A 12,751-nucleotide genomic window follows, 5' to 3' on the forward strand; every position below is an offset into this window, starting at 1 on the left:
CCGGACGCTCAGGCTCGGGAGAACCTGTGTCGACCGCGCCGAGCGGACCTTCCGAGAGGGCTCGGACCACTCCGCGTCGATGGTGGGCGCGACGGAAGGCACCACCATGACCAGCGACACCAGCGCTCCCCCGCAACACGGCGCGGGCTCGAAGCTCAAGCAGGCGATCACCGGCCCGCTCCTGTTCCTCTTCATCCTCGGCGACGTGCTCGGCGCCGGCATCTACGCCCTCATGGGCACCCTGTCGAAGGACGTCGGTGGCGCGCTCTGGGCACCGCTGGTCCTCGCGCTGCTCCTGGCACTGCTGACCGCGGGCTCGTACGCCGAGCTGGTGACGAAGTACCCGAAGGCCGGTGGCGCCGCGGTGTTCGCCGAACGGGCGTACAAGACGCCGATCGTGTCGTTCCTCGTGGGCTTCAGCATGCTCGCCGCCGGGGTCACGAGCGCCGCCGGCCTGTCCCTGGCGTTCGCGGGCGACTACCTCGGCACGTTCGTGGACCTGCCGCCGGTGCCGACGGCGATCGTGTTCCTCGCGCTCATCGCCTGCCTGAACGCCCGCGGCATCTCGGACTCCCTGAAGAGCAACGTCGTCATGACGATCATCGAGGTCTCCGGCCTGGTCATGGTCATCGTCGTGGTCGCGATCATGCTCGGCGGCGGAGGCGGCGACGTCTCGCGGGTCGGCGCCTTCCCCGCCGAGGCGAACCCCGCACTCGCGACCCTGAGCGCCGCGATCGTCGCCTACTACTCGTTCGTCGGGTTCGAGACCTCGGCGAACATCGCGGAGGAGGTCCGCGAGCCCCGCCGCGTCTACCCCCGAGCACTCTTCGGCGCCCTGGCCACCGCCGGCGTCGTCTACGTGCTCGTCGCGCTCGCGAGCTCGATCGCCCTGCCTGCCTCGGAGCTGTCCGACTCGAGCGGCCCCCTGCTGGCCGTCGTGTCGGCGACCGGCGTGCCGATCCCCGACTGGGTCTTCAGTGCCATCGCCCTGGTCGCCGTCGCGAACGGCGCGCTCCTCACCATGATCATGGCGAGCCGCGTCACGTACGGCATGGCGGAGCAGCGGCTCCTGCCCGCCCTGCTCGCGAAGGTCCTGCCGAACCGGAAGACCCCGTGGGTCGCCATCGTCGCGACCACCGTCGTCGCGATGCTCCTGACGCTCGTCGGTGACGTCGGCACGCTCGCCGAGACCGTCGTGCTCCTGCTGCTCTTCGTGTTCATCAGCACGAACGTCGCCGTGCTGGTGCTGCGCAAGGACAAGGTCGAGCACGATCACTTCCGCGTGTGGACGTGGGTGCCGGTGCTCGGGGTGGCGTCCTGCATCCTGCTGCTGACGCAGCAGAGCGGCCAGGTCTGGCTCTACGCCGCGATGCTGCTCGCCGTCGGCGTGGTGCTGTACTTCGTCGCCCGCGCGACGGGCCGCCGGACCGGACGCGACCACGAGGCGGGTCGCATCCACTGAGCGGTCCCGCCACCAGCTGACGGCCTGGAGGCTCGGTGCCGGCTGGCACCGAGCCTCCAGTCCGTCGTGTGGTCGCGTCAGCCCAGGGTGCGCACCCATTTCTCGATCGCCGCGCTGATCTGCGCCCGCGCGTCCTCGCGCGAGATCGTCGCCGAGCGGTCGCCGGGCTGGTCGCCGTAGGCGCCGAAGTCGGCGTGGTTCGCCCCCGCGATCTCGACCATCCGCGCCGTGGAGGGGAGCTCGTCGCGGGCGGCGGCGACCTTCTCCGGTGTGGAGAGGCCGTCACGGGAGCCGGAGACGCTGAGGACCTGGACGGACGAGCGGGCGACGTCGTTCGCGCAGTAGCTGCCGAGCAGCAGCAGCCCGTCCGCGTCCTGCGCGAGCTGGCACGCGCGGACCCCGCCGAGCGAGTGGCCGCCGACCGCCCAGGTGCGGACTCCGGGGGCGTGCGCCTCGAAGGTCGACAGCGGGCGGGTGTCGAAGAACGCCAGGTTGAGCGTCGGCTTCGTGATGACGACGGTGGTGCCCGAGGCGACGACCTGCCGGAAGGTCGCCAGGTACGCGTACGGGTCGACCTTCGCGCCCGGGATGAAGACGATCCCCCTGCCGTCGTCGGCGCCGGTCGGGGTCATCACCACGCTGTCACCGGCGTCGCGCACGGCCACGCGGTCGTCGCGCCAGACCTGCAGTGCAGCGCTCCTGGTGCCCTGCATGACGATGTTCGCGTACACGAGGAACACCACCGCGAGCAGCACCACCACGGTGACGACCCAGGCGGTCCAGCGGAGTGCACGGTTCACGATCGGTCCTCCTCGTCCGGTCCGTCCTCCTCGGGCCGACGGGCCGTCACGGTCAACCAGCGCTCCTCGGCGCCGGGGCGGGTGGTCTCCCGCACGTCGACGGCCACCCACCCGGCGCCCGTGACGGCACCGGCGAGGGCGTCCTCGTCCCAGTAGGTGAACCAGCGGGGGTCGTCGAGCTTCCGGTCGCTCCAGCCGTCGCCCTGGCCGTCGCCGTCGCCGCGCTTCACCGTCGCCGCGAGCACCCCGCCGGGGCGGACCGCGCGTCGGGCACGCTCGAGCACCGTGCCGGTGTCCGACCGCGGGACGTGCAGCAGCACGGCGTTCGCGAAGACGGCGTCGTACGGGCCGCCCCAGCCGTCACGGCGGACGTCGAGCACCCGGGCGTCGTGCCCGGCGGCGCGGAGGCGGTCGACGAACGCGACGCTGCCGTCGGTGCGGTCGACACGCAGCCCCGCCGACTCGAGGGCGTCTGCGTCCCGACCCGGGCCCGAGCCGAGTTCCAGGACGTGCGCGCGCTCGGGCACGAGGGCGAGCAGGTCGTCGACGAGCCCCGCGCGGTGGTCGTCGGTCCGCTCCGTGTAGCGGTCCGCACCGCGCTCGTAGGCGAGGAGCGTGCGCTCGGCGGTGAGGTCGCGGCGCATCACGGTCTCGTGCCGCCCGTCCGGGAGCCGGTCGCCGGGGGTGTCCGTCGCGGTGAACCCGATGCGTTCGTACGCCCGGCGGGCGCGGTCGTTGTCGGGCACGACGGAGAGCTCGAGGTGCGCGACCCCCTGCGCGACGAGCACGCGGGCGACCTCGTCGACCAGGAGCGCGACGAGCCCTCGTCCACGGGCGTCCGGCGCGACCCACATCGAGATCAGTTCGGCCAGCGCGGGGTCGTCCGCGTCGGGGACCCCGCTCGCCATCCCCACGACGACGTCGTCCTCGACCGCGAGCAGGTCGACCGCTCCCGGCAGCGACAACCGTGTCCGCCACCGGTGTTCCGGGGCGTCCTGCCAGTCCTCGAGGCGGGAGCCGAACGCCTGGGGCGCGTCGGTGAGGGCGGCGAGGCGGACGGGGCGCCAGACGTCCCAGTCCTCGGCGGTCACCCGGCGCAGTGCGATCGTCACGGCTCGACGGTACCGCCCGGTCCTGTCCTCGGGACGCGGACCGGCGTCGGCTCAGCGAGCGGCACGGACCGGCACGTCGGTCGCCGACGACAGCGGCCAACGCCGGTCGAGCCACGGGCTGAGCACGGAGTCGAGCAGGAACCGTCCGGCCAGCCGCCCGACCGCCCAGTACGCCCCGACGAGCAGGAACACCAGCGGGGACCACACGTGCAGGACGAGGAGCAGGACCGTGACGATCCCGAAGGCGACCCCGATCGCGGAGTACAGCGACCAGAACCCGCCGACGAACCGGTCACGCGCGGCCTGCTCCGACGCAGCTGCAGCCGCTGCGGCCTCGGTCCGCTCGTCGAGCCCGCGCACACCCGGCTCAAGCTCCGCGAGGTCGTCCTGCGCGAAGAGCTCGCGCACCGGCACCTCGAGCGCCCGGGCGATCGCGGACAGGGTCTCGAGGCTCGCGTCGCTCCCGCCCTCGAGTCGTTGCACGGTCCGCACGGCCACGCCGCTCGTCTCGGCCAGGCGTTCCTGGGTCCAGCCACGCTCGCGTCGGAGGGTGGCGATCCGCATCTCGTTCATGGTGCCGAGCCTAGGAACGACGGGGGCGACAGCACCACGACACGGACACGACAGCCTCCCGCCACCCGCCCGACACGGCCCGTCACGCCCCGCTCGGGTCGAACCGGTACCCCATGCCCGACTCCGTCACGAGGAACCGGGGGTGCGACGGCTCGGGCTCGAGCTTCCGCCGCAGCTGCGCCATGTAGAGCCGCAGGTACCCGGAGTCGTTGCCGTGCGTCGGACCCCACACCTCGGTCAGGAGCATCTCGCGGGTCATCAGTCGGCCGGGGTTGGTGACGAGGACCTCGAGCAGGCGCCACTCGGTCGGGGTGAGCCGGATCGCCGGCCCGGTCGGCGGCGTGACCTGCTTGGCGACGAGGTCCACCACGAGGTCGCCGATCGTCACCGTCGGCGTCACGCCCGCGCTCGCCGCCGCCGTCGCCTGCCGCCGACCGAGCGCACGGAGCCGGGCGAGCAGCTCGTCCATCTGGAACGGCTTCGTCACGTAGTCGTCCGCCCCGGCGTCGAGCGCGTCGACCTTGTCCGACGAGTCGGTCCGGCCGGAGAGCACGAGCACGGGCACCTGCGACCAGGCGCGGATGCCGTCGAGCACCCCGATGCCGTCGAGCCGGGGCATGCCGAGGTCGAGCATCACGATGTCCGGGCGCTCGGTGATCACCGCGTCGATCGCGGCCCGGCCGTCCCGGGCGGTGACGACGTCGTACCCGCGGGCGGCGAGCGTGACGGACAGCGCCCGGACGAGCTGCGCGTCGTCGTCGGCGATGAGGACCTTCGTGCTCACTTGACATCCACTCCCAGGTGTCCGGCGATCGGCAGCCGCACGACGACGGTGAGCCCGCCGCCCGGGGTGTCGTCGACCTCGATCGTGCCGCCCATGCCCTCGGTGAAGCCGCGCGCGAGCGCCAGTCCGAGGCCGAGACCGGTCTCGTTGTCGGTGTCGCCGAGCCGCTGGAAGGGCTGGAACACCTCGTCGCGTCGGTCCTCGGGGATGCCGGGGCCGCGGTCGGCGACGCGGAGCTCGACCCCGCCGCCGAAGGCGCTCGCCGCGATGCGGACGCGCGTGCCCTCCGGCGCGTAGCGGCTGGCGTTGGCGAGCAGGTTCACCACGACGCGCTGCAGCAGTCCGGGGTCGGCGAGGACGGGCGGCAGGTCGGCGGGCAGGTCGAGGTCGACGTCGTCCGGGCCGAGCTCGAGCTCGTCGAGTGCGGGGGCGACGACCGTCTCGAGCGCGGTGGGCAGCGGGGTGACGGCGAGGACCCCGGCCTGCACGCGGCTGACGTCGAGCAGGTCTGCCAGCAGGACCGCCAGCTGACGGAGGCTCTCGTCGGCGGTGGTGAGCAGTGCCTCCCGGTCGGACGGCGAGAGCTGGATGTCGGAGGCGTGCAGGGTCTGCACGGCGGCGGAGGCCGCCGCGATCGGTCGGCGCACGTCGTGCCCGACGGCCGCCAGGATGGCGCTCCGGACGCGGTCGGCGGCGGCGATCCGCTCCGCGTCGACCGCGGTGCGGGTGAGCCGCCGGTGCTCGACGGCGGCGTCGAGCTGCTGCTCGACGACGCGCAGCAGTCTGCGCTGGGTCGGGTCGTCGGGTGCGCCGGAGAACTCGAGGACGGCCCCGGACGGGAGGCTCGTGGTCGCGTCCGGCCCGTCGGCGAACGTCCCGGACGTGGCCGGGACCTCGTCGCCCTGCCGGATGCGCACGCCGGTGAAGCCGAAGGCCTCGCGGGTGCGGTCGAGCAGTGCCTGCAGGGCGTCGTCGCCGCGGAGCACGCTGCCCGCGATCCCGACCAGGAGCCCCGACTCGGCCGCTGCCCGACGTGCCGCACGGCTGCGACGGGCGGACCGGTCCACCACGAAGCTGACCAGCACGGCACTGATCACGTACATCACGAGTGCCACCAGGTGCCACGGCTGCTGGACGGTGACCATGTAGAGGGGTTGCACGAAGAAGTAGTCGAGGCTCAGCCCGGACAGCACCGCGGTGAAGACCGCCGGCCACATGCCCCCGGTCAGCGCGACGACGAGCACGAGCAGCTGGTACGACAGCACGTCGACCGTGATCGAGTCGGGGTCGCTGCCGAGCGACAGCAGCCAGGTCAGCAGCGGTCCGAGCAGCAGCGAGACCGCGAACGCGGCGGCGATCCGCCCGCGGGACAGGCTGCCACCGAGCTTCGGCAGGGCGAACCCGCCGCCGGCGCGCTCGTGCGTGACCACGTGCACGTCGATGTCGCCCGACTCGCGGACCACCGTGTTGCCGATGCCCGGACCGGTGAGCGCTGCGGCGAGCCTGCTCCGTCGACTGACACCGATCACGATCTGCGTGGCGTCGACCGACTTCGCGAACCGTACGAGCGTGGACGGGACGTCGTCCCCGACGACCTGGTGGTACGTCCCGCCGAGCTGCTCGAGCAGGGTGCGCTGCTTGCCGAGCGCCCCGGGGTGCCGTTCGCGCAGACCGTCGTTCGTCGTGACGTGGACGGCTGCCAGTTCACCGCCGGCGCTGCGGGCGGCGATGCGGGCACCGCGGCGCAGCAGGGTCTCGCCCTCGGGGCCGCCGGTGAGCGCGACGAGCACGCGCTCCCGGGTCTCCCACCGGTGGTCGATGCCGTGCTCGGCGCGGTAGGCCTTGAGCGCGTCGTCGACCTCGTCGGCGAGCCAGAGCAGGGCGATCTCACGCAGTGCGGTGAGGTTGCCCAGGCGGAAGTAGTTCGAGAGCGCGGCGTCGATGCGGGCGGCCGGGTAGACCAGGCCGTCCGAGAGCCGCTCGCGCAGGGACGCCGGGGACAGGTCGACGACCTCGATCTGGTCGGCGGCGCGGACCACGGCGTCGGGGACGGTCTCGCGCTGCACGGTCCCGGTGATCTCCCGCACGACGTCGCCGAGGGACTGCATGTGCTGGATGTTCACCGTCGAGATGACGCTGATGCCGGCGGCGAGGAGCACCTCGACGTCCTGCCAGCGCTTCTCGTTCGGGCTGCCCGGGGCGTTCGTGTGGGCGAGCTCGTCGACGAGGGCGACGTCGGGGGCCCGCGCCACGACCGCGTCGAGGTCCATGTCGTCGAGCGCGACGCCGCGGTGCTCGACGACCCGGCGGGGCACGAGCTCGAGGCCGTCGACCAGGGCTGCGGTGGCGGCACGCTCGTGGGTCTCGACGACGGCGACCACGACGTCCCGGCCCTCGGCGCGGAGGCGGTGGCCCTCCTCGAGCATCGTGTAGGTCTTGCCGACACCCGGAGCGGCGCCGAGCAGCACCCGGAGTTTCCCGCGCTTCACGTGCTCATCCTCTCGCGCGGGAGGTTGCCCCGCCACCGACCCACTGGTATTCTGGTGACACGCACCCACCAAGGCTCGAGCTTCGGCTTCCTCAAACCGGGTGGGACCTCCCGCCCCGCGTCCTCCACGGACGCGGGGCGGCGTACTTCCTCGCTGACGTTCGTTCCCCACGCTGTAGTTGCTGCCGGCTCGCCCGAGATCTCACGACCAGTCGATCTCGGAGCCGCCCCGTGCAGCAGACACCGGTGAGCATGTCGCGTCACCGCACGGCGCAGTTCCGACGAGCGCTCATCGAGTACCACCTCGCGCCTTCCGACGATGCGGTGCTCCGTGCGCACGCCTTCGACAGCTCCGTCCGATCCGTCGCGATGGCGCTGACGGAGCAGGTCGAGATCGCGCTGCGAGGCCGACTCGACCTCGCGGTCGAGGCACGCGTCGGTGTGCGCTGGTACCTGTCGCCGAGCACGTTCGGCGCCGACTTCGACCACGCTGCCTTCCTCGCAGTCGCCCGACGGGTCCTCGACCGATCGCTCGAGCCTGCCGTCCGGTCGGCATGGCAGGGCGGCCGCTTCGAGCGCATCCCCTTCGGCATGCTCGCTGAGGAACTCGGCTTCGGGGATCTCGTGCGCCTCGCGAGCGGTGTCGGTCCGACCCCACGCGCCGAGATCGCAGCAGGGTTCCACGTGCCGACGTCGACGCTCCGCTCGACCCTGCTGCACGTGAACCACGTCCGCAACTGCTGCGCCCACCACGTGCGACTGTGGGGTCGTCGACTCCGGGTGCCACCGCCGACCTTCCGGTCGCCGCCGGAGCTCCTCCGCCGGCTCGACAGGTTGCCGAAGCGCTCGCCCGCGCACTCGATCGAGTTGCTCGCGTACCTCGCCGGGACGACCGGACCCTGCGACCGTCACACCGCCGCCCTCCGCCGGCTGCTCGACGAGCACGACGACCTGGTCGTGGGGCTCGGCGGGCGACCGACGTGGACGGCGACGTGACGGACGCGTCACGCTGAGGCCTTCGCCAGGGCCAGGTTCAGCTCGAGGACGTTCACGACCGGCTCGCCGAGGAACCCGGCCTGCCGGGACTCGGTGTGCTGCTCGACGAGCTCCCGGACGGCGTCGGTCGACAGTCCGCGGGCCTCGGCCACCCGGGCCACCTGCTGCGACGCGTACTCCGGGCTGATGTCGGGGTCGAGGCCGGAGCCCGAGGCCGTGACCGCGTCGGCGGGCACCTCGGCAGCGCTGACCCCGTCGGCCTCCGCCACGGCGGCCCGGCGCTCCTCGATGCTCTTCAGCAGGTCTGGGTTGTTCGGCCCGAGGTTCGAGCCGGACGAGGCGTTCGCGTCGTAGCCGTCCTCGCCCGCGGCACTCGGACGGGACTGGAACCAGCGGTCGGCGTCCTTCCCGGAGAAGGACTGCCCGATCAGGGACGAGCCGACGACCTTCCCGGACGAGTCGGTGACCGTCGAGCCGTTCGCCTGGTCGTGGAAGGCCGCCTGGCCGACGCCCCACACCGCGAGTGGGTAGGCAACGCCGAGCACGACGGTGGCGAGCAGGGCGAGGCGCACGGCCACACCGGTGGAGCGGAAGAAGGAACGTGATGAGGAAGCCATGGTCTAGAACCCCGGGATGAGACCGACCACGAGGTCGATCGCCTTGATGCCGATGAAGGGGACGATGACGCCGCCGAGCCCGTAGACGAGCAGGTTGCGTCCGAGGACGGACGACGCCGAGGCTGCGCGGTACTTGACGCCGCGCAGCGACAGCGGGATGAGCGCCACGATGACGAGCGCGTTGAACACGACGGCCGACAGGATCGCCGACGACGGGCTGTGCAGTCCCATGATGTTCAGCGCCGCCAGGCCGGGGAACGCCGCCTGGAACATCGCCGGGATGATCGCGAAGTACTTCGCGACGTCGTTGGCGATCGAGAACGTGGTGAGCGCCCCGCGGGTGATGAGCAGCTGCTTGCCGATCCGGACGACGTCGATGAGCTTCGTCGGGTCGGAGTCGAGGTCGACCATGTTGCCGGCCTCCTTCGCAGCGGTGGTGCCGGTGTTCATCGCGACGCCGACGTCGGCCTGCGCCAGGGCGGGGGCGTCGTTCGTGCCGTCACCGGTCATCGCGACGAGGTTCCCGCCCTCCTGCTCCTTGCGGATGTAGGCGAGCTTGTCCTCGGGCGTGGCCTCGGCGAGGAAGTCGTCGACGCCGGCCTCGGCGGCGATCGCGGCGGCGGTGCGCGGGTTGTCGCCGGTGATCATCACCGTGCGGATGCCCATCGACCGCAGCTCCGCGAAGCGCTCGGCCATGCCGTCCTTCACGACGTCCTTCAGGTGCACGACGCCGAGCAGGGCGACCGTTCCCGAGGCCGAGCGGCGTCCGACGACGAGCGGTGTGCCGCCCTGGTCGGAGATCTCGGCGACCGCGGTGTCGATCGCGGCGACGACGGCGGCGTCGGTCGACCCCGCCCAGTCGAGCACGGCAGCCGCTGCGCCCTTGCGGATCTGCGACCCGTCGGCCAGGTCGAGCCCGGACATGCGGGTCTGTGCCGTGAAGGGCACCTCGTCCGCACCCGTCGGGGTGCCCGGCGTGATGCCGTCCTGCTCGGCGAGCGTGACGATCGATCGCCCCTCGGGGGTGCTGTCCGCGGCGCTCGACAGGGCGGCCGCCTCCATCAGCGTCGCGACGGTGACGCCCGGGACGGGCACCACCCGCGAGGCCTGGCGGTTGCCGTACGTGATCGTGCCGGTCTTGTCGAGCAGCAGCGTCGTGATGTCCCCGGCGGCCTCGACCGCACGGCCGGACATCGCCAGCACGTTGTGCTGCACGAGCCGGTCCATGCCGGCGATGCCGATCGCGGAGAGCAGCGCGCCGATGGTGGTCGGGATGAGGCAGACGAGCAGCGCGATGAGCACCGGCACGCTGACGGTCGCCCCGACGAGCCCCGCGATCGGCTGCATCGTCAGGCAGACGATGACGAAGACGATCGACAGCGACGCGAGCAGGATGTTCAGTGCGATCTCGTTCGGCGTCTTCTGCCGCGCCGCACCCTCGACGAGGCGGATCATCCGGTCGATGAAGGTCTCGCCGGGGGTCGAGGTGATGCGGACCACGATGCGGTCGGACAGCACCCGGGTGCCACCGGTGACGGCGCTCCGGTCGCCGCCGGACTCGCGGATGACGGGGGCCGACTCGCCGGTGACCGCCGACTCGTCGACGCTGGCGATGCCCTCGACGACGTCGCCGTCACCGGGGATCACCTCGCCTGCGACGACCACCACGACGTCACCCTTCGCGAGGTCGACCGAGGCGACCTCCTCGGTGTCGTTCGCCAGGGCGGCAGCGTCGGACGCGTCCCACCGGAGCACCCGTCGGGCGCTGGTCGTGGAGCGGGTCTTCCGCAGGGTGTCGGCCTGCGCCTTGCCGCGGCCCTCGGCGACGGCCTCGGCCAGGTTGGCGAAGACGACGGTGAGCCAGAGCCACACCGCGATCGCGGCGGTGAACACCGACGGCTCGACGAACGCGGTCACGGTGGTGAGCGCGGCGCCGACCTCGACGATGAACATGACGGGGTTGCGCCACATCAGGCGCGGATCGAGCTTGCGGAGCGCGCCGGGGAGGCCCGCCGCCAGCTGTCGAGGTCCGAAGGCGGACGATCGGGTGACCGGCCGGGAGGCGCTGGTCGCCTCCGCCTCGGCGGTCGCGGTGGTCGTGGTGTCGTGTGTCATCGATGCGGCTTTCATCGGGCGAGCGCTTCGGCGAGGGGGCCCAGGGCGAGGACCGGGAAGTAGGTGAGGGCGGTGACGATCACGGCGACGGCGCCGAGCAGGCCGACGAACAGCGGCCGGTGCGTCGGCAGGGTGCCGACGGTCGCGGGCACCTTGTCCTGTGCGGCGAGGGACCCGGCGAGCGCCAGGACGAGCGCGATCGGGATGAACCGACCGAGCAGCATCACGACGCCGAGCGCGGAGTTCATCCACGTCGTGTTCGCGGTGAGTCCACCGAAGGCGGAGCCGTTGTTGTTGGCGCCCGACGTGAAGGCGTAGAGCAGTTCCGACAGCCCGTGGTTGCCCGGGTTGAAGATGCTCGTACCGAGGACCTGTTCGCGGACGCCCGGGATCACCAGGGACAGTCCGGTGCCGAGCAGCACCAGCGTCGGCGTGACGAGGATGTACAGCGCGGCGAAGGTCATCTCGCGGGCGCGGATCTTCTTGCCGAGGTACTCCGGGGTCCGGCCGACGAGCAGTCCACCGATGAACACCGTGATCACGGCGAGCACGAGCATGCCGTACAGGCCGGAACCGACGCCGCCGGGGCTGATCTCGCCGAGCATCATGTTGAGGAGCGCCATCATGCCGCCGATCGGCGTGAAGCTGTCGAACATGCCGTTCACGGCGCCGGTCGACGTCGCGGTCGAGGTCGTGCCGAAGAGCGTCGTGCCGAGGATCCCGAAGCGCATCTCCTTGCCCTCCAGCGCCACACCAGCCGCCTGCGTGGCGCTGCCGCCGCCGGCGAGCTCCGCGATCGACATCACCGAGAGCGACACGAGGAAGATCGCGCCCATGACCGCGAGGATCGCGTACCCCTGGCGGTCGTCGCCGACGAGCCGCCCGAACGTGCGGGGCAGCGAGAACGGGATGACGAGCATGAGGAAGACCTCGACGAGGTTCGTCCACGCCTGCGGGTTCTCGAACGGGTGCGCCGAGTTCGCGTTGAAGTACCCGCCGCCGTTCGTGCCGAGCTCCTTGATCGCCTCCTGCGACGCGACGAAGCCGTCGGGGATGTGCTGGGTGCCACCCGCGAGCGTGGTGATGTCCGTGCCGCTGCCCCACGACTGCACGACGCCGCCGGCGATGAGGACGATCGCGAAGACGAAGGCGCCGGGGAGCAGGAGCCGGCCGGTGCCGCGGACGACGTCGACCCACACGTTGCCGAGCGTGCCGCTCGTCCGACGTGCGAACCCGCGCACCAGGGCCACGGCGACCGCCAGCCCGACCGCGGCGGACAGGAAGTTCTGCACCGCCAGGCCCGCCATCTGCACGGAGTACCCGACGGTCGCCTCGGGCGAGTACGACTGCCAGTTCGTGTTCGCGACGAAGGACGCGGCGGTGTTGAACGCGAGCGACGGACCGACGTTCGGCAGCCCGAGATCCCCGGGCAGGACGACCTGGATGCGCTGCAGCAGGTAGACGAGCAGCACGCCGACGGCGCTGAAGAGCAGCACGCCGCGCAGGTACGCCGGCCAGGACTGCTCGGCGTCGGGGTCGACACCGATCACGCGGTAGACGCCGCGCTCGATGCGGGCGTGCTTCGTGGGTGTGTAGACACGCGCCATCCAGTCACCGACCGGGCGGTACGCGACCACCAGGAGCAGGACGAGGGTGGCGACCTGGGCGATCCCGGCCCAGGTGTCGGCAGCGCTCATCAGAACCGCTCCGGGTGCACGAGCGCCCACACGAGGTAGACGACCGAGCCGATGCCGAGGACGGCGGCGGCGATGGTGACGACGATCACAGCCGCTCCACCCCCTTG

General features: G+C 72.1%; 11 protein-coding genes. 2 read left to right on the top strand and 9 right to left on the bottom strand.

The window, feature by feature from the left end; all coding sequences use genetic code 11:
* The first annotated feature begins 106 nt into the window (after positions 1-106).
* Positions 107-1,462, top strand: coding sequence for an APC family permease (locus ABIC52_RS03325; RefSeq protein WP_354026612.1), 1,356 nt, complete (start codon positions 107-109; stop codon positions 1,460-1,462).
* Between the two features lie 77 nt (positions 1,463-1,539).
* Here the strand turns inward: ABIC52_RS03325 and ABIC52_RS03330 are convergent, their stop codons facing one another.
* The 5 genes from ABIC52_RS03330 to ABIC52_RS03350 all read right to left on the bottom strand — a co-directional run bounded on the left by ABIC52_RS03330 (position 1,540) and on the right by ABIC52_RS03350 (position 7,220).
* A complete protein-coding gene (locus tag ABIC52_RS03330; RefSeq protein ID WP_354026613.1) occupies positions 1,540-2,262 on the bottom strand; it encodes an alpha/beta hydrolase in 723 nt (240 codons plus the stop codon).
* Positions 2,259-3,374 carry a GNAT family N-acetyltransferase gene (locus ABIC52_RS03335; protein WP_354026614.1) on the bottom strand — a complete coding sequence of 372 codons (1,116 nt, stop codon included), beginning with the start codon at positions 3,372-3,374 and terminating at the stop codon, positions 2,259-2,261. The genes ABIC52_RS03330 and ABIC52_RS03335 overlap by 4 nt, the downstream gene beginning before the upstream one ends.
* Before the next feature lie 51 nt (positions 3,375-3,425).
* The gene (locus tag ABIC52_RS03340) at positions 3,426-3,947 is read right to left on the bottom strand and encodes a helix-turn-helix domain-containing protein (RefSeq protein ID WP_126891040.1); all 522 of its coding nucleotides are present in this window, start codon (positions 3,945-3,947) and stop codon (positions 3,426-3,428) included.
* A gap of 82 nt (positions 3,948-4,029) precedes the next feature.
* The gene (locus ABIC52_RS03345; protein WP_126891041.1) at positions 4,030-4,731 is read right to left on the bottom strand and encodes a response regulator; all 702 of its coding nucleotides are present in this window, start codon (positions 4,729-4,731) and stop codon (positions 4,030-4,032) included.
* Complete coding sequence (locus tag ABIC52_RS03350; protein ID WP_354026615.1) at positions 4,728-7,220, bottom strand: ATP-binding protein; 2,493 nt, start codon at positions 7,218-7,220, stop codon at positions 4,728-4,730. Before ABIC52_RS03350 ends, ABIC52_RS03345 begins: the two co-directional genes overlap by 4 nt.
* A 251-nt stretch (positions 7,221-7,471) precedes the next feature.
* Here ABIC52_RS03350 and ABIC52_RS03355 point away from each other — a divergent pair, with 251 nt between their 5' ends.
* Positions 7,472-8,215, top strand: a complete 744-nt coding sequence (locus tag ABIC52_RS03355) for an Abi family protein (protein ID WP_354026663.1) — start codon at positions 7,472-7,474, stop codon at positions 8,213-8,215.
* An 8-nt stretch (positions 8,216-8,223) separates the two neighbouring features.
* Here the strand turns inward: ABIC52_RS03355 and kdpC are convergent, their stop codons facing one another.
* The 4 genes from kdpC to ABIC52_RS03375 are packed head-to-tail and all read right to left on the bottom strand — an operon-like array spanning position 8,224 to position 12,733.
* Positions 8,224-8,832, bottom strand: a complete 609-nt coding sequence (gene kdpC, locus ABIC52_RS03360; RefSeq protein ID WP_209823764.1) for a potassium-transporting ATPase subunit KdpC — start codon at positions 8,830-8,832, stop codon at positions 8,224-8,226.
* Between the two features lie 3 nt (positions 8,833-8,835).
* The gene (kdpB, locus tag ABIC52_RS03365; RefSeq protein ID WP_209675677.1) at positions 8,836-10,947 is read right to left on the bottom strand and encodes a potassium-transporting ATPase subunit KdpB; all 2,112 of its coding nucleotides are present in this window, start codon (positions 10,945-10,947) and stop codon (positions 8,836-8,838) included.
* Between the two features lie 11 nt (positions 10,948-10,958).
* The gene (gene kdpA, locus ABIC52_RS03370; protein ID WP_354026616.1) at positions 10,959-12,644 is read right to left on the bottom strand and encodes a potassium-transporting ATPase subunit KdpA; all 1,686 of its coding nucleotides are present in this window, start codon (positions 12,642-12,644) and stop codon (positions 10,959-10,961) included.
* Positions 12,644-12,733: a potassium-transporting ATPase subunit F gene (locus ABIC52_RS03375; protein WP_354026617.1), complete on the bottom strand. Its 90-nt coding sequence runs from the start codon at positions 12,731-12,733 to the stop codon at positions 12,644-12,646. The genes kdpA and ABIC52_RS03375 overlap by 1 nt, the downstream gene beginning before the upstream one ends.
* Between the last annotated feature and the right edge of the window lie 18 nt (positions 12,734-12,751).

The sequence above is a fragment of the Curtobacterium oceanosedimentum genome, from assembly GCF_040545555.1.
In the GTDB taxonomy this organism is placed as follows: Bacteria; Actinomycetota; Actinomycetes; order Actinomycetales; family Microbacteriaceae; genus Curtobacterium.